At 67.6% G+C, this 18,677-nt stretch carries 21 protein-coding genes; 5 read left to right on the forward strand and 16 right to left on the reverse strand.

All coding sequences use genetic code 11. The features are described from left to right. Nucleotides 1-8: 8 nt before the first annotated feature. From BXA03_RS24105 to BXA03_RS24165, 13 genes are all read right to left on the reverse strand, one after another. Nucleotides 9-245, reverse strand: a complete 237-nt coding sequence (locus BXA03_RS24105) for a DUF2274 domain-containing protein (RefSeq protein WP_076511720.1) — start codon at nt 243-245, stop codon at nt 9-11. Next, a complete protein-coding gene (locus BXA03_RS24110) occupies nt 242-1,558 on the reverse strand; it encodes a TraB/TrbI/VirB10 family type IV secretion system protein (protein WP_076511721.1) in 1,317 nt (438 codons plus the stop codon). The genes BXA03_RS24105 and BXA03_RS24110 overlap by 4 nt, the downstream gene beginning before the upstream one ends. Continuing rightward, nucleotides 1,558-2,556 carry a P-type conjugative transfer protein TrbG gene (gene trbG / locus BXA03_RS24115; RefSeq protein WP_076511722.1) on the reverse strand — a complete coding sequence of 333 codons (999 nt, stop codon included), beginning with the start codon at nt 2,554-2,556 and terminating at the stop codon, nt 1,558-1,560. The genes BXA03_RS24110 and trbG overlap by 1 nt, the downstream gene beginning before the upstream one ends. Further along, the gene (gene trbF / locus BXA03_RS24120) at nt 2,553-3,257 is read right to left on the reverse strand and encodes a conjugal transfer protein TrbF (RefSeq protein WP_076511723.1); all 705 of its coding nucleotides are present in this window, start codon (nt 3,255-3,257) and stop codon (nt 2,553-2,555) included. The genes trbG and trbF overlap by 4 nt, the downstream gene beginning before the upstream one ends. A gap of 10 nt (nt 3,258-3,267) precedes the next feature. Beyond that, complete coding sequence (trbL, locus tag BXA03_RS24125) at nt 3,268-4,644, reverse strand: P-type conjugative transfer protein TrbL (protein WP_076511724.1); 1,377 nt, start codon at nt 4,642-4,644, stop codon at nt 3,268-3,270. 306 nt (nt 4,645-4,950) lie between these two features. Beyond that, nucleotides 4,951-5,718: a P-type conjugative transfer protein TrbJ gene (gene trbJ / locus BXA03_RS24130; protein ID WP_076511725.1), complete on the reverse strand. Its 768-nt coding sequence runs from the start codon at nt 5,716-5,718 to the stop codon at nt 4,951-4,953. Next, entirely contained in the window at nt 5,715-8,162 is a 2,448-nt protein-coding gene (gene trbE, locus BXA03_RS24135) for a conjugal transfer protein TrbE (protein WP_076511726.1), read from the reverse strand. Before trbE ends, trbJ begins: the two co-directional genes overlap by 4 nt. Before the next feature lie 12 nt (nt 8,163-8,174). Then, nucleotides 8,175-8,441 (reverse strand): VirB3 family type IV secretion system protein, encoded by a 267-nt coding sequence (locus tag BXA03_RS24140; RefSeq protein ID WP_076511727.1) that lies wholly within the window; start codon nt 8,439-8,441, stop codon nt 8,175-8,177. Beyond that, nucleotides 8,438-8,770: a TrbC/VirB2 family type IV secretion system protein gene (locus BXA03_RS24145; RefSeq protein ID WP_076511728.1), complete on the reverse strand. Its 333-nt coding sequence runs from the start codon at nt 8,768-8,770 to the stop codon at nt 8,438-8,440. The genes BXA03_RS24140 and BXA03_RS24145 overlap by 4 nt, the downstream gene beginning before the upstream one ends. Next, the gene (gene trbB / locus BXA03_RS24150) at nt 8,767-9,801 is read right to left on the reverse strand and encodes a P-type conjugative transfer ATPase TrbB (protein WP_076511729.1); all 1,035 of its coding nucleotides are present in this window, start codon (nt 9,799-9,801) and stop codon (nt 8,767-8,769) included. Before trbB ends, BXA03_RS24145 begins: the two co-directional genes overlap by 4 nt. Then, nucleotides 9,798-10,277, reverse strand: coding sequence for a CopG family transcriptional regulator (locus BXA03_RS24155; RefSeq protein WP_083716418.1), 480 nt, complete (start codon nt 10,275-10,277; stop codon nt 9,798-9,800). The genes trbB and BXA03_RS24155 overlap by 4 nt, the downstream gene beginning before the upstream one ends. Then, nucleotides 10,274-12,307 (reverse strand): conjugal transfer protein TraG, encoded by a 2,034-nt coding sequence (locus BXA03_RS24160; RefSeq protein ID WP_369822468.1) that lies wholly within the window; start codon nt 12,305-12,307, stop codon nt 10,274-10,276. Before BXA03_RS24160 ends, BXA03_RS24155 begins: the two co-directional genes overlap by 4 nt. A 133-nt stretch (nt 12,308-12,440) precedes the next feature. Beyond that, nucleotides 12,441-12,755 carry a helix-turn-helix domain-containing protein gene (locus tag BXA03_RS24165; RefSeq protein ID WP_076511730.1) on the reverse strand — a complete coding sequence of 105 codons (315 nt, stop codon included), beginning with the start codon at nt 12,753-12,755 and terminating at the stop codon, nt 12,441-12,443. 374 nt (nt 12,756-13,129) lie between these two features. On the opposite strand from BXA03_RS24165, the gene BXA03_RS24170 reads away from it, so the two are divergent. The 5 genes from BXA03_RS24170 to BXA03_RS24190 are packed head-to-tail and all read left to right on the forward strand — an operon-like array spanning nt 13,130 to nt 16,636. After that, nucleotides 13,130-13,915: an ABC transporter substrate-binding protein gene (locus BXA03_RS24170; RefSeq protein WP_083716422.1), complete on the forward strand. Its 786-nt coding sequence runs from the start codon at nt 13,130-13,132 to the stop codon at nt 13,913-13,915. A 15-nt stretch (nt 13,916-13,930) separates the two neighbouring features. Further along, nucleotides 13,931-14,602, forward strand: a complete 672-nt coding sequence (locus tag BXA03_RS24175) for an amino acid ABC transporter permease (RefSeq protein ID WP_076511732.1) — start codon at nt 13,931-13,933, stop codon at nt 14,600-14,602. 5 nt (nt 14,603-14,607) lie between these two features. After that, on the forward strand, nt 14,608-15,303 hold the full coding sequence (locus BXA03_RS24180; protein ID WP_076511780.1) for an ABC transporter permease: 696 nt from the start codon (nt 14,608-14,610) through the stop codon (nt 15,301-15,303). Then, nucleotides 15,300-15,887 carry a hypothetical protein gene (locus tag BXA03_RS24185; RefSeq protein WP_076511733.1) on the forward strand — a complete coding sequence of 196 codons (588 nt, stop codon included), beginning with the start codon at nt 15,300-15,302 and terminating at the stop codon, nt 15,885-15,887. The genes BXA03_RS24180 and BXA03_RS24185 overlap by 4 nt, the downstream gene beginning before the upstream one ends. Beyond that, nucleotides 15,884-16,636, forward strand: a complete 753-nt coding sequence (locus BXA03_RS24190; protein WP_076511734.1) for an amino acid ABC transporter ATP-binding protein — start codon at nt 15,884-15,886, stop codon at nt 16,634-16,636. The genes BXA03_RS24185 and BXA03_RS24190 overlap by 4 nt, the downstream gene beginning before the upstream one ends. Before the next feature lie 42 nt (nt 16,637-16,678). Here BXA03_RS24190 and BXA03_RS24195 read toward each other — a convergent pair whose 3' ends face one another. The 3 genes from BXA03_RS24195 to BXA03_RS24205 all read right to left on the reverse strand — a co-directional run bounded on the left by BXA03_RS24195 (nt 16,679) and on the right by BXA03_RS24205 (nt 18,623). Continuing rightward, on the reverse strand, nt 16,679-17,266 hold the full coding sequence (locus BXA03_RS24195; protein ID WP_076511735.1) for a chorismate mutase: 588 nt from the start codon (nt 17,264-17,266) through the stop codon (nt 16,679-16,681). Nucleotides 17,267-17,403: 137 nt separating this feature from the next. Continuing rightward, nucleotides 17,404-17,949, reverse strand: a complete 546-nt coding sequence (locus tag BXA03_RS24200) for a DUF6036 family nucleotidyltransferase (protein WP_076511736.1) — start codon at nt 17,947-17,949, stop codon at nt 17,404-17,406. After that, on the reverse strand, nt 17,946-18,623 hold the full coding sequence (locus BXA03_RS24205; protein WP_076511737.1) for a helix-turn-helix transcriptional regulator: 678 nt from the start codon (nt 18,621-18,623) through the stop codon (nt 17,946-17,948). Before BXA03_RS24205 ends, BXA03_RS24200 begins: the two co-directional genes overlap by 4 nt. Nucleotides 18,624-18,677 lie beyond the last annotated feature (54 nt).

Consider the following 18,677-nt stretch of genomic DNA (forward strand, 5'->3'; position numbering starts at 1 on the left):
GGAAGTCATCAAGACGGTACTGTCGGCACTGTCCGCATCCGATGAAATGTGCGATCTCTTCTGATGAACGCCTTGAGCATGTGCGGGATCAGTGCAACGGCGTCAACGGTCTCCCCGTAGGTCTGCGCATGCAGCACCGCGTAACGTTCAAGGTCGTTTTTCAGAGCAACGGGACACGAGAAGGTCAGCTTGACGCTCTCATTCTTCGGCAGCGGCCCAAGCCGCAACTTTCGCGTCGAAGTCATGGAAGGCTCCTTCGTTCAAAGAAAAGCGGTTGGTACGGCCGCAACACCAGATCCCGGTTCACAATGACCCGCACCGGCAGCCCGGGGCGCAGTGTCAGCGTCGGTTGGATGTCGAGGTTGCGCCGTGTGAGTTCCTGCCCAACCCGGCTGACGCTGTCCTGCAGGCTATCGCGACCAGCGATCACGATGCGATCGCCGCCATTGCGGTTCTTGGGTGCGGCGAGCTCGGAACCAATGCCCAGCAGCGTCGTCAACGCTGCACCGGCCATCACCCGATCCCAGTGCCAATCGACACCGTCTTCCAGTCCCGCCTTGCCTGAGGGATCACCGCCGACCAGGTTGTCCAGTGTCAGTGACGTGGTGTCAGGCAACACGATGCGGTGCCAGACCATCTGTACCCTGCTCTGCCCAAAGCTCAACTGGCTGTTGTAGCGCCCCAGGATGTGCGAGCCCTGCGGAATCAACAAGTGGCGGCCCGTGGCGGTGTCGTAGACCGGCTCCGTCACGCTGGCAATGACATCACCCGGGAGGTCAGATTGAATGCCGGTGACCAAGGCGCCGGCGATCACCGTCCCCGCCATGACCTGGTAAGGAGAAGCGGGCAGCGTCACGGTTCCGGCATTCCGCGTCTGACCGGTACCCGCGCTCTGGAATGTTTCCTTCTGATTAGGCTGCGGAGCACGCGCTTGCAACCCGTCGCGCGCAGACGCGATACCTCCGCCGGGCACGTCGCCGTCACGCACAGGTACCTGACCGGACGATGCCGACGAAGCCACTGAATTAGCGTCGCTGTCTGCCAATGCCGGCCTACCCGCCAGCGACGCGGCGCGTTGACCGCCGGATCGAAAGAACACCCCGGAGGCGAGCGCCTGGGCCTCTTCCTTGTGCAGCGCGTCTCGCTCTGCCTGCTGCGGGTCTTGGCCAGGCGACGCATACGCGGCGCCGGCAGGCTGCTGCGCCTTCAGAACGGCATGTCCCAGATCTCCAGGCAGCGGAGGCCCCAACTGCGGAAAGGGGGGCGCATGTGGGACAGGCGCTGGCACCTGCGAGTAGTCCGTCGGCAACTGGCTCAATCCCTCCGATCGAGACACGCGATCCACGTTGTACAGCTCTGCGGGCTCGCCTCCTGGCTTCCGTGCGCGAGGCTCCAGAGACCAAAGCATGGCACCCAGGACGCCCGCCGACACCCCGCCCGCGAGCAGGATCATCATCCGGCGGTTGAGCCGGACGACGGCGCGCGGCTGGGCCCGCAACGCCATGCCTTCAGGCGGCGCCTTCGGCGCGGTCGCCGCGCCCTCCTCGATTGCAGCCATCACGATCCAGCTCCCAGTGCGCGGCCGTCGGTGCGCTCGATGCGCACGGCGTCGGCCTTGTCCGCGCCCAGCCGCAACTCGGCCGCACCGAACAGCCGATCCACGATGTAGTACGGCGGCCGGAAACGATAGTTCACCAACTGCGCGTCACCCTGGTTCCCCACCACGAAAAGCGGCGGCAGCTCGCCTTGGGCTATCCCTGCGGGGAACTGGATGTACACCTTCTCCCCGTCATCGAAGGCCCGCAGAGGCTTCCATGGCGGGCTGTCGCCGCGAATGACGTAGCGAAACCGGAGCCGGTCCAGCGCCAGCCCACTGTCGACGGGTACCGCAGCCTGTGCCTTCGCGGCCTCGCGCCTCAAAGCAATGAGTCGATCCTTTGGGTAGTCCCACGACACGGAAGCCATCCACGCCTTCTCGGTCGACGTCAGTTCGACAAGATAAGTCCGCCGGTTGGTCGTGATCACCAGGTTGGTCTTGAGGTCGGCACGAATGGGCTTGACCAGCACGCTGACCCGGGCCACCTCCCCCGCACCACTGACCGTGTCCCCGACGATCCAGCGCACGGTGTCACCGGCTGCGACCGTCACGAGTTCCTCCCCAGCTTGCAGAAGGATCGCCGTCACGCGCCCGGGCGCTGCATAGACCTGATAGAGCGCCCCTTCGCTGTAGGGCCAGACCTGGATCGCGTTCACGTAGCCATCGCGCGTGGGCGGAACACGGGCATCCTCGTTCGCGCGCGTGACGCGCTGCGCCTCATCAGCAGGCTCGGTTGCAACCGGCGCGGGCGCCTTGGCGTCCAGCGGCTTCAGCTGCGCCGGCATGGGCAGCACCTGCGGCACCTCGACCACGGTGGTGGGCGCGGGAGGCTCTGGCACGCGCGTCGCTTCGGCCGGCTCGTCCAACGCAATCACCGGTGGCGGTGCCGACCGACTGGCACATCCAGCAAATCCCACTGACACAGCCGTAAAGACACAGATCCTGAAACTCGCACTCATGGCTTCACTCCTTCATTGGCGTCCAGCTCACGGCTCCACGACAGACCATTGACGTAGATGCCGAGGGGGTTCTTGCGTAGCCGCTGCTCGGTGCGCGGCGTCTGCAGCACGACCGTGATCGAGGCCGTCCAGCGCTCCAGGCCCGCCGGTGCGCCGTTGACGAAGCGCTGTTCTGTCCAGCGCACGCTGAAGGACTGCTCGGTGGCACGGACAACGCTGTTGATCTGCACCGTGACGGACTCCTTGCCCACCCGCGAGAAGGGATCGTTCACGCGCGCGTAGCCATTCAGCGAAGCAGCACCGCGATCGGTGGTGTAGTCGTAGGCGTCGAGCCAGTTCTGCCGCACGACCACCGGGTCGATGGACAGGGACCGCACCAGCGTGATGAAGCGAGCCAGGTGATGCGCGATCTGGGCATCGGTCGGCCGATAAGGCGTGGCGGCCTCGCCCACCGCGCGGACTTGGCCCGCCGCGTCCACCTCCACGACGTAAGGTGTCACGGTGGCCCGAGAGGCCCGCCACAGCAGGCCACCGCCCATCAGCAGGGCGAGCCCCAGGCAGCCGAAGGCCATCCACCGCCAGTTGCGGGCCTGCGCCCGCGCCGATCCGATCCGTTCGTCCCAGGCTTGGCCAGCGGCCTGATAGGGAGTAATGGGCTGGGGCGTTTGGGCGTAGCGCACGCCCGGTCGCTTGAAACGCATGCTGAGCTCCTCAGGAATCCGAATCACGCAGGGTCGGTCCGCTGCCGGCACCACCGGCATCGCCGCTGCGCAGGGTGTGGGCGACTGTCGTGGCTGCATGCCCGATCTGCTGGCGACGCCGCATGCGGCGCGCCCAGGCAGGTTCGGCGGCTCGACCCATCGCAGACGGCTCGTCCCTCACTTCTGCAGCGTTCGCACCAGATGCCGGCGGTGCAGCCGCCTCTGCCACGAAGCCAGCAACACGTTCACCCAGCGCCTTGGTGCCAGCGGCCAGGCGAGTCCCCAATGCATTCGCGCCTGCCCGCGCCACATTGGCCATGCCAGCCGTTGCAGCCCGGGCAGGATTTCCGTCAGCGCCTGCGGCACCTACCGCATAGGCGTTCCCCGCATCGCGCGCCATCGAGGCGGCCGTACGGCCAGCGGTGGCGCCCCCGTGAATCGCAGCCCGCGCTGCCCCCGGCGCGAGCCGCGCACCAGCCGCTGCGGCAGACCCTATGCTGGCAGCCGCAGCACCGCCTGCAACCGCCAGGCCCGCGGCCCCCATCGCCGTTCCAGCGGCCGCCCCGGCGCCCAGTTGCGGTGCGCCAGACACTAAACCGGTGGCAATGCCCGGACCGAACACGCCAAGCCCCAACAAGGTCAACGCCGCCAGCATCGTGACCAGCGCATGGTCGATGCTCGGGTCGTCTCCGGCGGCCGCCGTGAACTCGCCGAACAGGCCTGAGCCGATGCCCACGATGACGGCGAGCACCAGCACCTTGACGCCCGATGCCACCACGTTGCCCAGGACCTTCTCCGCCAGGAACGCGGTCTTGTTCCAAAGGGCGAAGGGCACGAGCACGAAACCCGCGAGCGTGGTGAGCTTGAACTCGATCAGCGTGACAAAGAGCTGAACAGCCAGCACGAAGAAGGCCACGATCAGCACCAACCAAGCCAGGAAGAGGACAGCGATCATGTCCAGGTTGGCAAAGACCTCCGGAAAGCCCGTAAGGTCGCCGATCTGCTTCATGATCGGGCGCCCCGCCTCGATGCCGACCTGCGCCAGGCGGCCTGGCTGCAGCAGTTGCCCCTTCGAGAGACCGGAACCCGAGGCCTGCAGGCCAAGCGCCGCGACGGAGTCGAACACGATGCCCGCCAGCCGGTTGAAGTTGCCAAGGATGTAGGCGAAGGCACCCACGTAGAGCACCTTCTTGATGAGTCGCGCCATCACGTCGTCGCCCTGCCCGCCCGCGTGGCCCAGCGCCCACATCAGCCCCGCGAGCGTCATGTCGATGGCCACCAGCGTGGCGGTCAGGAAGCGCACCTCCCCCTGGAGCAATCCGAAGCCGGAATCGATGTAGCGGGAGAAGACGTCCAGGAAGCGGTCGATGGTTCCGACATCGTTCATGGCGCAACACCTTGAGCGGCCTGCGCCGACGTTGAACCGGGTGCAGCGTACGGCGACGGTGACGCTCGCAGGAAGCGCAGCCGGGCGGCCTCCGAAACGGCAGCGCACTGGGCTTCCGACACGGCGGTGTCTCGCCGCCGGCATGCGGACTGCAAGGCAGACAGCCGCTGCGGATCTTCCGCCAACTCCTGCGCCAACGCCGGGGACGGCAGTGTCTGCTGCCGACTGCAGCCGCCCTGCCCCAGCACAGCGCCCACGAGCATGCCCAGCGTCAGCCAGTAGATGGCGCCCGGCGCGCCCACGGCCTCACGGAGTGCCATGGAAACTCACCGGGTAAGGGGTGTAGACCGTGCCGCTGCCCTGGAAGCGGCGCCGCGTCTCCCGCGCCCGCTCATGCGCGGTGGCCTGCCGCGCCTGCTCAAGCGCAGCAGCCCGGTCTTGGGTCAGCTGCAGCTGCTGCGCCTGGATGGCCTGCCGGGCCTGCAGCGCCAGGAGTTGGTTCGTCGCTTGAACCGCCTGCAGTGCGCCGCTTGCCGACTGGCTGCGCGCCACCAGATCCGACAGGACCTGTTCATCCGCGGAGAAGTTCTGGACGGCCTGCGCCTGCACCTTGGCAGCGGTGCGCAGGGCCTCCAACGACAGGGACCAGCGCCGACGCGCATCCTCGACCATCTGGCCCTGCGACACGGCGCCGCCCACGGCCTGCGGGTACAGCGCCTGGAACTGCGCCTCCATGGCCTGCACGCCCTGGGCCAGGCCCTGCGCCTCCTGGATCAGCCGGTTCGACGTGGCGAGCGTGCTGCGCAGTTGCGCCAGGGCGTTGAAGTCCAGACGGGCCAGGTTCTTGGCCTGGTTGGTGATCATCTGCGCCTCGTTCTGCAACTGCTTCACCTGGTTGTTGATCTGCTCCAGCGTATTGGCCGCCGTGAGAATGTTCTGCGCCAGGTTCGAGGGATCGAGCACGATGTCGCCGATCCCGAAGAGGGCATGGGCGGGGGCTGCGGCGCCCAAGGCAAGGGCGGCTGCCAGCGCAACGCGGCGGAGCAAGCGGTGGTTGGTACGCGAAGACGTCATGCGATGTTCTCCTTCAGGTTGGACGATTCGGGACCGCGCCCGGGATAGGCATCCAGAAGCTCGGCCGCCCAACCCAGCCCCTGGTGCATCAGCCATCGCCGTGCGAACGCCGGGCGGCCGTGTTCGCGCAACAACTCATCCATCTCCCGCTGCTGTTCGGGCCGCGACGCACCGGCGAAGGCCAGGGCCACCGCGCCCAGGCCCAACTCGAACATCCGGCAGCCCAATCGGGACTGGTAGTAGTACTCGCGCTTCGGGGTGGCCGTCGCCACGAGAGCGATCTGCCGCGCGTTGAGGCCGAAGCCCTCGTAGATCTGCCGGATCTGCGGCTCCGTCGCCTGCGGGTTGGGCAGGAAGATGCGGCTGGCGCAGCTCTCGACGATGGCCGGCGCAATGGTGGAGTTCTGGATGTCGGCCAGGCTCTGCGTCGCGAACAGCACGGACACGTTCTTCTTGCGCAGCGTCTTGAGCCACTGGCGGATGCGTGCGGAGAAGACCGGCTCATCCAGGAACAGCCACGCCTCGTCCATGATCAGCAGCGTGGGCGCGCCGTCGAAGCGCGCCTCGAAGCGCGCGAAGAGATAGCCCAGCACCGCCAGCACCGCCGCCTTGCTGGGCATCAGCGCCTCCATCTCGAAGCACTGCACGGGCGCATCGCCCAGCCGGTCCGCTTCGGCATCGAGCAGCCGGCCATGCGCGCCGCCAAGCACGTAAGGCGCCAGCGCCTGGCGCAAGGCCTTGGACTGGAGCAGCACCGACAGGCCCGTGAGCGTGCGCTGCTCGACCGGCGCGCTGGCCAAGCTGCCCAAGGCCAGCCACACCGCCTCCCGCTCGGCCGGTCCCACCTCGCCGCCCTCCTGGCGCAGCCGGCCTTCGATCCACTCGGCCGCCCAGGCGCGATGGCTTTCTTCATCGATGCGGGCCAGGGGCTGGAAGGCAATGCCGTGCTCGGCGCCAAGGTCGTAGTGCTCGCCCCCGAGTCCCAGGATCGTCGCGCGCAGGGAGCGCCCCACGTCGAAGGCCAGGACCCTGGATCCGGGATAGCGCCGGAACTGCAGCGCGAGCGTGGCCAGCAGGACGGACTTGCCCATGCCGGTCGGCCCCACGACCAGCGTATGGCCCACGTCTCCCACATGCGTCACCAGCCGGAACGGCGTGGCCCCGTCGGTGCGGGTGATCACGAGGGGTGGGCCGTCCAGATGGGCGTTGCGCTCCGGCCCGGCCCACACCGCCGACACCGGCATCAGGTGCGCCAGATTCAGCGTCGACACGATGGGCTGTCGGACATTGGCATAGACATGACCCGGCAGCGACGACAGCCAGGCCTCCACGGCGTTGAGCGTCTCGGGCATCGTGACGAAGCCGCGTCCCTGGACCGCCCGCTCCACCTGCCGCAGCTTCTCCTCGGCCGCGTCAGCGCTGGCGTCCATCACGACCACCGTGGCCGTCACGTAGCCGAAGGCGACCTGGTCGCTGCCGAGTGCCTGCAGCGCCGCGTCGGCGTCGGCGGCCTTGTTGCTCGCATCGGTGTCGACCAGCGGGCTCTCCTGCTGGAACACGCTCTCGCGCAGCAGCGCGGCCACGCTCTTGCGCTTGGCGAACCAGTGCCGGCGCAACCGAGCCAGTGCCTGCTCGGCCTCGGCCTTGTCCATGCAGAGGAAGCGGGTCGACCACCGGTAGGCGAAGCCCAGGCGGTTGAGTTCGTCCAGGATGCCGGGCCAGGTCGACGTCGGAAAGCCGCGCACGGTCAGCACGCGAAGGTGCTGGTCGCCGAGCATCGGCGCCAGACCACCGGCCAGCGCACGGTCGGCCAGCAGCACGTCCAGGTACATCGGCACCTCCGGTACCGCCACTGGGTGCCGGTGCGCCGAGATGCAGCTGTGCAGAAAGGACAGCGTCTGTGCATCGTCCAGCCAGCCCACCTCGGGCATCACGCCCTCGATCAGGTCCAGCAGTCGGCCAGACTCCGCCACGAAGGTGGCCAGGCGCTCGCGCCAGTCCACGCCTTCCACGGCGCGGTTCTCGTAGAGCAGATGCGCCGCCCGGTCTCGGGCCTCTTTCGGGGGAAGCCAGACCAGTGTGAGGTGGTAGTGGCTTTCGAAGTGGCTGTCGGACGCTTCAAAGGCGGCACGACGCTCCTCGTCCACGAGCCAGGACAAGGGCTCCGGAAAGTCCGACGGGGGATAGCCGGCTGCCTCGCGCCGCTCGGCCTGCACGAAGATCGCCCAGCCGGAACCGAGACGACGCAGCGCATTGTTGAGCCGGGCGGTGGTCGCCACCAGTTCGGTCGGCGTGGCGCTGTCCAGATCCGGCCCACGAAAGCGTGCCGTGCGCTGGAAGCTGCCATCCTTGTTCAGGACGACCCCGGGCGCCACGAGCGCGACCCAGGGCAGGTAATCGGCCAAGTGGTCGGCCCGCCGACGGTACTCGGAGAGATTGAGCATGCGACTGGGCCCTCACACGTCCAGCAGCGCGCGGTGCTTGAGGTGCCGCATGAACACGGACATGAATTGCGCGTCCTGTCGCGCACCCCAGACCGCCAGCGCATGGCCGATCCCCCAAAGCAGCGCGCCTGGAATCCACAGCTGCAGCCCCAGGCCAACCGCAGCCGCCAGGGTGCCGTTGGCGATGGCCACGGTCCGCGGCGCACCGCCCAGCAGGATCGGCTCCGTCAGCGACCGGTGCAGCGGCACTTCGAAGCCGGGAACGTCCTGCCCGTTCATGCCAGGACCGCTCCGCCCGAGAAGCTGAAGAAGCTCAGGAAGAAGGACGAGGCCGCGAACGCGATCGACAGGCCGAACACGATCTGGATCAGCTTGCGAAAGCCGCCGGACGTGTCGCCGAAGGCGAGCGCCAGGCCGGTCGAAATGATGATGATCACCGCCACGATGCGCGCCACCGGCCCCTGAATGGATTCGAGGATGGACTGCAGCGGCGCCTCCCACGGCATGCTGGAGCCAGCGGCATGCGCGGGTACGGCCACCGCCAGCAAGGCGATCAAGGGTACGGCGGCGCGCAGCAGCGCTCGCCTGGAACGAGGACCAAGGGTCATGACAGATCTCCTGCGGTGGATGACGAGGGTTGAGAGGGCGAAAAGTCGGAAGCGTCGGGCAGTCCGGTCCCGAGCGCGTCGTCCAACAGATAGCCGTTGGCATCCAGGCCGATCACGCGCGTGACGCTGCGAACACGGCGGGCCTGACCCCGCCCCGTCAGATGCACCACGACGTTCACCGCTTCGGCGATGAGGGCCCGGGGCACAGTGAGGCTGACTTCCTGGATGAGCTGTTCCAGCCGCGTGAGGGCGCCGGCGGCGGAGTTGGCGTGCACGGTCGCGATCCCGCCCGGGTGGCCGGTGCCCCAGGCCTTGATCAGGTCGAGCGCTTCCGCGCCACGCACCTCGCCGACCACGATGCGGTCGGGTCGCAGGCGCAAGGTGGCGCGCACCAGGTCGGCCATGGTGGCGGTGCCCGGTTCGGCGCGCAGGCTCACGTGGTCATCGCTGCGGCACTGCAGCTCCACGGTGTCCTCCAGCACCAGCACGCGGTCGCGTGTCTGGGCCACCTCGACGAGCAGCGCATTTGCCAGCGTCGTCTTGCCGGTACTGGTACCGCCGGCCACGACGATGTTGAGCCGCGCGCGGACGGCGCTGCGCAGGAAGCCCGCCTGCGCCTCGCTCATGATCCCTGCGGCCACATAGTCCGCGAGCGTCATGACGGCCAGCGCCCGCTTGCGGATCGCGAAGGAGGGGGCCCGCACGACGGGCGGCATCGCACCCATGAAGCGCTCCCCTGTTTCAGGCAACTCGGCGGACAGCAAGGGCGCACCTGCATGGACCTCCGCCCGCACGTGGGCCGCCACCAGCCGGATGATCCGCTCGGCGTCCGCAGCGGCCATCCGGTGACCGGTTGGCGCCCTCCCCGCGCTCAACCGGTCCAGCCACAGGGAGCCGTCCGGATTGAGCAGCACCTCGACCACATCGCGGTCTTCGAGGGCAGCGGTGATCTCGGGACCCATGGCCGTGCGCAGCATGCGGATGCGCCGCTCCGCGGGTTCGCCGTCGGTCCAGGCATCTGAAGCCGTCATGCGCCCTCCTCGCCTGCAGTGGGCGCGGGCATGCCGGAGGGTCGGGTCTCTGGGCCATTGACCGACAACTCCTCGTGGACCTCCCGCACCAGGCTGCGCCCGCGCTGCACATGGCGGGCCAGTTGCTCGACAAACTGGGCGTAGCGCGCCCGGCCCTGGGCGCGCACGGCCTCCTGCTGGTGCTCCGGGACCGGCAGGGCCAGTGTCAGGTAGTGGCGCACGAACAGGGCCACGGTCTCGATCAGGATGGCCTGGTCGCGCTCGAGCCGTTCGAACTGGCGCGAGAGGCGGTCCAGTCGTTTGGTGAAGGCCGTTTCGCGCTGCTCCGCCGCATCCGGCGCGAGATAGACCGAGAGCGCTGCTGCAATGACCGCCGATTTGGACACGCCACGGTGGGCCGCGATGTCCTCCAACCGACGCGCATGGTCCGGCTCGATGAAGACATTCAAGCGCGTGCGCCGGGTACCGAGGCTCATAGCACGATCCCGTCGTCCGGATCCAGCGCCGCCAAGCGGGCGGTGCGAGAAGAGTTCCGCTCCGCCTGACCGCCTCTGGATGCGGAAAGACTCTGTGGCAGGGCCACCGCCGAATCGTCCGCATCCTCGTCGAGCAGCAGCAGGTCCCCCGCCTCCGTCTCGTGCGCCGGTGCCAGCGTCAGGTCGAGTTCCGGCTTGCGCTGATGTCCGCCCTCGTCGGCTGCGGCATCGTCACTGGCGCCGCAGCCTGCCACTGCACAGACAGGCGCGGGCAAGCCATGCCAGTCATCCTGCCGGGCCGGTGGCCGGTCGGCATAGCCGCCTGAAGACAGCAGTGGCGGCGGCAGCACACGCGCGGTGAAGTTGCGATCCAGGAAGTAGCGCAGCTTTCGAGCACGGATGGGTGGATGGCCGGACACCATCACGACCGCGTCATCCGGCGGCAGTTGCATCACCTCGCCCGGCGTCAGCAGGGGCCGCGCCGTCTCTTGCCGCGACACCATCAGATGCCCGAGCCAGGGCGAAAGCCGATGACCAGCATAGTTGCGCTGGGCCCGCAACTCGGTGGCCGTCCCGAGCGCATCCGAGATGCGCTTGGCGGTGCGTTCGTCATTGGTGGCGAACGCGATGCGCACATGGCAGTTGTCCAGGATCGCGTGGTTGGGCCCATAGGCCTTGTCGATCTGGTTGAGGCTCTGCGCGATCAGGAAGGCCCGCAGGCCGTAGCCGGCCATGAAGGCCAGTGCCGACTCGAAAAAATCCAGCCGTCCCAGGGCCGGAAACTCGTCGAGCATCAACAGCAACTTGTGCCGCCGTGCCAGCCCGTCCGAGCCGTCCAGCGACTCGGTCAGCCGTCGGCCGATCTGGTTGAGGATCAGGCGGATCAGCGGCTTCGTGCGGCTGATGTCGGAGGGCGGGACCACCAGGTACAGCGAGACGGGGTGTTCCGCCGAGATCAGGTCCACGATGCGCCAGTCGCACCGGGCCGTCACCGCCGCCACCGTCGGGTCCCGGTACAGGCCGAGAAAGGACATGGCGGTGGACAGGACACCCGAGCGCTCGTTGTCGCTCTTGTTGAGCACCTCGCGCGCCGCGGAGGCCACCACCGGATGCGGCGCGGTCCCCAGATGCAGCGTCGTCATCATGCGATGAAGCGTCTGCTCGAAGGTGCAGGCCGGGTCGGACAGGAAGTTCGCGACGCCGCGCAGCGTCCGGTCCTCACCTGCGTAGAGCACATGGAGGATCGCGCCCACCAGCAAGGCGTGGGAGGTTTTCTCCCAGTGGTTGCGCCGCTCCAGCGCCCCTTCGGGGTCCACCAGGATGTCGGCGATGTTCTGCACGTCGCGCACCTCGTGCTCGCCGCGCCGCACTTCCAACAGGGGGTTGTAAGCGGCGGACCGTGCATCCGTGGGGTTGAAGAGCAGGCAGTGCGAGAAGCGCGCCCGCCAGCCCGCCGTGAGCTGCCAGTTCTCGCCCTTGATGTCATGGATCACCGCGGAGCCAGTCCAACTGAGCAGCGTCGGCACGACCAGGCCCACGCCCTTGCCTGAGCGCGTCGGCGCGAAGGCCATCACGTGCTCGGGCCCCTCGTGCCGCAGGTAAGCACCGCCTTTCGCGGCGAAGCGCCCCAGGAACACACCAGCCTCGCCCGTCAGGCCAGCCTTGTCGACGTCCGCGGGCTCCGCCCAGCGGGCCGAACCATAGGTGGTCACGCGTCGGGAGACCCGCGAGTGCCACACGGCCATGCCGATGGCCACGCCTGTGGCGAGCAGACCGCTGGCCGCCGCGATGGTGCCTCCAAAGCTGAAGACCTCGGGCGCGTAGGCGTCGTACCAGTACCACCACTCGAACAGCTTCCAGGGTTCGTAGATGGGCTGTCCTGCCAGTTGGAACCAGGGCGGTCCCAGACGCCGCTGATGTCCCAGCGCATCGGCGGTCCACTGCGTCGCCGACCACACCCCGCCCAGCGCCGTGGCCGTCACGGCCGCGACCCGGCCGAACAACACACCGCTTTGCACTTCCTGGGACATCGCACTCCTCGTCAACGCAGAGACGCGCATGCGAATGGCATGCGGACAACTGCGACGCAGTGTGCAAAGCAGGCGCGGATGAGGCCACCCATGCTGGCGTACCGTGGCGTAGTCGCGAGCGAGCCGAAGATGTTCAGACGTCGCCGCGGCGCGATGGGCACGCGGCCGGCCCCATGTCGGCGCTTCGCAGGTCGCCCACCACGCGCTGGAAGTGCTGCTCCAGATCCCGCCCATGACGCGCCAACGCCAAGCCTGCCGGCGTGAGCTGCAACGGCCGTTGCCGCCGGTCAAAGAGCAAGACGTTGCCGAGCCTGTGCTCGAGCTCGCGAATGGCCCGGGACAGGTTCGAGGCATCGGTCGGCAGTTGCTCTGCAGCGCGGCGAACACTGGCCTCTTGGGCGACGGCCAGAAAGAAGCGCAGGTGGCGCAGGCTGATGCCTTGGATCATGGGTAGGCCTCCGCCGATGCACGGCGCTCTGACACCCCGGACAACTGCATCCAAGGCCAGCGATGCACAGTGTGGGCAGATACGGTCGAGGTAGCAGCCCCCGAAATCTGGCAGGCCCCCTGCGCACCGGGGCGCCCAGCCGCCCGATCTCATGGACATCACTGGCGAACACGCTGCGTTGGAGCGCCGGGGACCTTATGCAAGCGTGCTCAAGAAGCACGCTTGTTGCCCAGCATGCAACGGGCGTCATGCCGCCCGCCGCGAATCGCAGTCACTGCAATCCGGGTGACCGATTGCTCGGCATGCAAGCGTTGAACAGCTACCGCACAACCGGGAGGATCGCGCCGTTCCCATCGTCAACCGAGGACCCGCTCATGACCCTCTTTTCTCATGGCATTCGATTCGCCCGCCCGCTTTCGTTACTGCTGATGGCCTGCTGCCTCTGGGCCAGCAACGCGAACGCACAGGAAAGCTTCCGCATCGCGACCGAGGGCACCTACCCGCCCTGGAGCTTCAAGGATGCCCAGGGCACGCTGCAGGGCTGGGACGTCGACATCGCCCACGCGCTGTGCGAGAAGATGAAGGCCAAGTGCGAGATCGTGGCCCAGGACTGGGACGGCATCCTGCCGGGCCTGCTCGCCCACAAGTACGACATGATCGTCGCCAGCATGGCGATCACGGAGCAGCGGCGACAGCGCGTCGCCTTCTCGGACAAGTACAAGGAGACGGTCTCGCGCTTCGTCGCCCGGAAGGGCACGCCGCCGGACGTGAGCCCGACCGCGCTGAAGGGCAAGTCCATCGGCGTTCAGCGCGGCTCCATCCAGGCCGGCTACCTGAGCCACGAATACAGAAACTCGGATCTGCGCTTCTACGACACGCCGCAGGCCGCCGAGCTGGACCTCGTGGCGGGCCGCGTGGACTACATCTTCGGGAACATGGTCACCTACTACGTCGGCTTCATGAAGACGCCACAGGCCAAGGACTTCGACTTCGTCGGTCCCGACCTGAAAGGGGGACTGCTCGGTGAGGGCAACGGCATCGCCGTGCGCAAGGACGATCCGCAGACCCTGGCCAAGGTCAACGCGGCCCTTGCGGCCATCCGTGCCGATGGGACCTACGACCGCATCACGGCAAAGTACTTCCCCTTCAAGCTGATGTAGGCCAGCGACTCGCGTATGGAACTTCTTCAAGGCTATGAAGCGCAATTGCTGCAGGGCACGCTGACGACGCTGAAGCTGGCCGCATGTGCACTGGTCCTGGGCACGGTGCTGGGATCTGCCTGCTGCTGGCTGCAGCTGTCGGGCGTTCGTGTGCTCGAAGCCGTGGGGCGCACCTATGTGGCCGTCGCACGGGGCGTGCCGGATCTGCTCATCGTCTTCGCGGTGTTCTTCGGGGCACCGCTGACACTGGCCACCTTGACGGGTCGCCCGGTGGAGATCGACACCTTCGCTGCGGGCGTGGTGGCGTTGGCCCTGTCCTTCGGCGCCTACGTGGCCGAGATCATCCGTGGCTCGCTGCTGTCCGTGCCAGGCCCGCAGCGCGAAGCGGCGCGGATGCTGGGGCTTTCGCGCCTGCAGACGCTGGGGACGGTGGTGCTGCCGCAAGCGGCCCGTGCAGCGCTTCCGCCCTTCGGCAACCAATCCATCGTGCTGCTCAAGCAGACGTCCATCGTCTCCATCGTGGGCTGCGACGAATTGATGCGCAAGGCGGCGGAGGCCGCAGGCGCGACGCGGCAGCCGTTCACGATGTACCTGGCCGCCGCCCTCATCTACCTGGCGCTGACAGCCATGCTGACGCTGTGCCTGGGATGGGCGGAGCGCCGATCGGTGCCCACGGCACAGAGGTGAGCAGCATGTTCGACATCACCCTTCTTTGGTCCGTCCTGCCGACACTGCTGGCGGCCGCCCAACTGACGCTTTTGCTCACGGCGCTGGTCATCCTGCTCGGAATGGCGCTGGCCCTGCCCGTTGCGCTCTGCGTCAACTCGGGCTTTCGTCTGGTGCGCGCCGCCGCGCAGGGCTACATGCTGTTCTTCCGCGGCACCCCCGCGCTGGTCCAGCTCTTCCTCCTGTACTACGGTGCGGGGCAGTTCGACGTGGTGCGTGAGTCCTTCCTCTGGCCCGTGCTGCGCAATCCGTTCTGGTGCGTGGTCATCGCGCTCGGCCTGAACTCGGCCGCCTATGCCGGCAAGACGCTGGGCGCGGCGCTCGACGCCATTCCCAGGGGCATCCAGGAGGCCGCCTTCATGCTGGGCTTGAGCCCATCGCAGCGCTTCTGGCGGATCGATCTGCCGCTGGCGCTGCGCGCCACGCTGCCCGCGCTCGGCAACGACGTCATCCTGACCTGCAAGGCCACCTCCCTGGCGAGCACGGTGACGCTGCTGGAGCTGACGGGCACGGCACGGCTGCTCACGTCCGAGACCTACGCGCCCTATGAGGTGTTCTTCGGTGCCGGGCTCGTGTATCTCGCGATCAACTACCTCCTGATGTCCGGCCTTCGCAGGCTCGAACGCACCTTCAACGTCCAGACGGCTTCCCCTTCCCAATGAAATTCATCACCCTTGGCCCTGCCGGCAACAACCACGAACTGGTGACGTTGCGTTACCTCGACTTCCATGGCCTGCGCGACCGCGCTGCGCTCGCGTTCGCGCGCGACTTCTCGGAAGGTGCCGCCGCTGTTCTGAGCGGGACGGCCGACTTCATGGTCCAGTGCGCGGTCCATCCCGAATGCTCGACGACGATGGCCCGATCGTTCGACGGGCTGTACGCCCTGGACACCTTCATCTCGCCCAGCCGCGATCTCGCCATCCTGCAGCGCAAGGATGTCGCGCAGCCCCGAACACTGGCGGTCATGAGCCCGACGCTGGGCTACATCGACGCGTCCCGCTGGGAGGATGTCGAACTGGTCCCGACCGTGTCGGAAGTCACCACGGGGCTCATCGAAGGCCGGTATGCGGCAGGCGTGGGCTATGCATCAACCGCGCAGGACCACCCGGAGCTGCTGCGCGTCGCGCAGTTCATCGGTACGGTGGACGACGTGTGGATCGTGTACGGCCGCACCCGCGTGACCGAAGGACGCCTGCTCGCCTGGCCCGACAGCCCGGCCAGCCGCCTGTACCGGGAGGCCGCATGACCGCAGGCGCTCCGGACCGGACGCTGGTGGTGCGCGTCGGCAATCTGTCGAAGCACTTCGGGGCCCATCAGGTGCTCTGCGACATCAACCTGACCGTGCAGGTCGGCGAACGCGTGGTCGTCTGCGGCCCATCCGGCTCTGGCAAGTCCACGCTGGCCCGATGCGTGAGCGGCCTGGAGCCCTACGCCAGCGGTGAAGTGATCGTCAACGACCGGCCGATCTCTCCGCGCATGCGCCATGCGGACCTGGTGTCGGCCAACATCGGCATGGTGTTCCAGCAGTTCAATCTCTTTCCCCATCTCACGGTGCTGGAGAACTGCACGCTGGCGCAGCGCTGGGTTCGCCGCAGGTCGAAGGCTGAGGCGCAGGACACCGCGCTGGCCCACCTGGCGAAGGTCCGTCTGGCCGACAAAGGCTCGGCCTACCCGGCCCAGCTCTCGGGTGGTCAGCAGCAGCGTGTAGCGATCGCCCGTGCGCTCTGCCTGAACCCTTCGCTCATGATCTTCGACGAAGCGACCTCCGCGCTCGACCCGGAGATGGTGAAGGAGGTGCTCGACACGATGATCCTGCTCGCGCGCGACGGCATGACCATGATCTGCATCACGCACGAAATGGGATTCGCACGGGCCGTGGCGGACAAGGTCGTGTTCATGGACGCCGGCCGGATCGTGCAGGAGGCGCCGCCCGATCGCTTCTTCGGCGGGAACACGGACCCGAGGATCCAGCAGTTTCTGAGCCAGCGCTTCTAAAGCGGCCGGTCGAGACGCAGCCGGCTTGAGCGCTGCGCGCGCTCAATCGCCGCAGACCCGAGCCAGCCCCCGGTCCAGCCCCACGGCGAACAAGGCGGGTAGCCGGTGCGCATCGGCATAGGCCGCCGTGGCATCGGCGACACAACGCTTGCAGTCCGCGCGACCGCGGTACGGCTCGGCCGACTTCAGCGCGTCGATGAGGGCCGGCCTCAGCATGTCCAGGGCGGGGCGCAGCGCAGTGCGCAGGTCGGCCCGAGGCTCCCGCGGCGCCCCGCCTGAGCGGTGCCACTGCGCGATCAGTCCGATCTGGATGAGTTTGCTGGCCTCGATCTGGTCGGCGAAGAACGCGTTCGCACGCTCGGGAGCCACGCCATGCTCAGCAGCCTCCTGCGCCGCGGCGGCGATGACCTGGGCCTCCCGGGGATCGCCCGGCGGATCGGCCACGGGATGGCCGCTGTCCCATTTGGCGAGCGCCACCTGGCGGGAGATATCGAGCCGCTTTGCGCCCAGCTCGACAAGCCTGGACACGTCGCAACTCGGTGGCTCTCCCGATGGCGCCGCACAGGCTGTCAGCAGTGCGGCAAGCGCCAACAATCCAGGGATACGGTATCCGGCGATCGCAGGGGACATCGGCAACTCCTCATCGAATCCGCCGCTGAGCGTAGAACGGACGCCCAGGCGCAGGAACCTGCCAGATTCAGTAGGACCGCCCGTCCACGAAACGCTGTAGGCAGCACGTCGCCCCAGCGCAAGGGCGAAGCCTTCAGCTACCCCTCCGAAGGCGTCCCGAGAGCCCAGCGCGTCAGGGTGCGGCGCAGCCGCTGCTGCTCCACCCGGCCGAGCATGCCCATGCGCGGTATGAGCGCGACGACCTTGTCCAAGGTCACCAGCCCATGGACGAACATCGCGATGCAGAACGCACGGTCCTTCTCGCGGCCAGCCACGGCCTTGGAAAGGAGAAGGTCCGGCAAGTCCAGACAGTAGGCGACCTTCCCGTCGGTTCCCGGGCCCTGGACGCGATGCACCCGGGTCATCCAGTCGTCCGGAAGGACGGCGGTTTCCGGTCCCACGCCTTGTGCGTAATACCCATAGGTCTCGTGAAACTGCGATCCCTCACCGATGGCCCCATCAATGGCGTCTGCCAGGTCGGGGCGCTGCAACGGATAGATGTCTGCCTCGCGCGAAGCACGAAACACCTCGGGCGCCGCCGGCAGCGCCCCCAGGATGGACTGGCTGCCCACCACGATGAATTCGTACTGGTCGGTGATGTCCGCGCTGGCGCGAACGATATGCTCCAGTTCCTCCCGCGTCACGGCATGCTCGCAGAGAGGTCCGAAGCACCGAGCTGCACGCCCTTTTTGAGCGCGCGCACTTGTGCCAAAACATCGGCTCGCACGTTTTCGGGAAGAACGGCGGTGAGCGGCGACGCCTGACGAAGTTCGGCCGCACGTTGATTTCGGCCGAGCACCTTGCTCCAGGCGTTCGAGCGAAGAATGGCGTCCCATTCGTGCCAGAGGCTGGTGGATCGTGTAGAACCGGCACTCATCCAGCGCTGCAGTGTGGCTTGGGCCTGGGCCAGCAGTGCCGGGTCCTCGCGCACCAGGCGCACTGCGGCCTCGTGCAAGGCCAGGCTCTGCAGGTCCTGCGCGCGATGATGCGCGTCATCCGTGGACACCGTGACCTGAACCGACGGCCGAGGGCGGCGCGACCGGGCGCCCGCAGTATTGGCGGCCGCAGCCTGCAACGCGTCACTCGCCAGCAACGCGAGATCCCCCGCAACGCCCAGCACCGCCATCACACGCACATAGTTGCCCATTGACGGACCCGGGTCTCCCGCCTCGATCGCGGCCAACGTGGTGCGCGAGATCTGCGCGCATTGAGCGACGTCCGCCATGGAGCGCTTGCGGCTCTTGCGCAAGACTTTCAGGCGGTCCCCCAACTGCAACAGCAGCTGCCGTTCGAGAACACCGGACAGACCCTCGTTCATATGAACGGAATTCTAGTCAAAACACCTGGAATCGACCATTATTCTGAACACTTG

Source organism: Pseudacidovorax sp. RU35E, from assembly GCF_900156165.1.
Classification (GTDB): Bacteria; Pseudomonadota; Gammaproteobacteria; order Burkholderiales; family Burkholderiaceae_C; genus Xenophilus.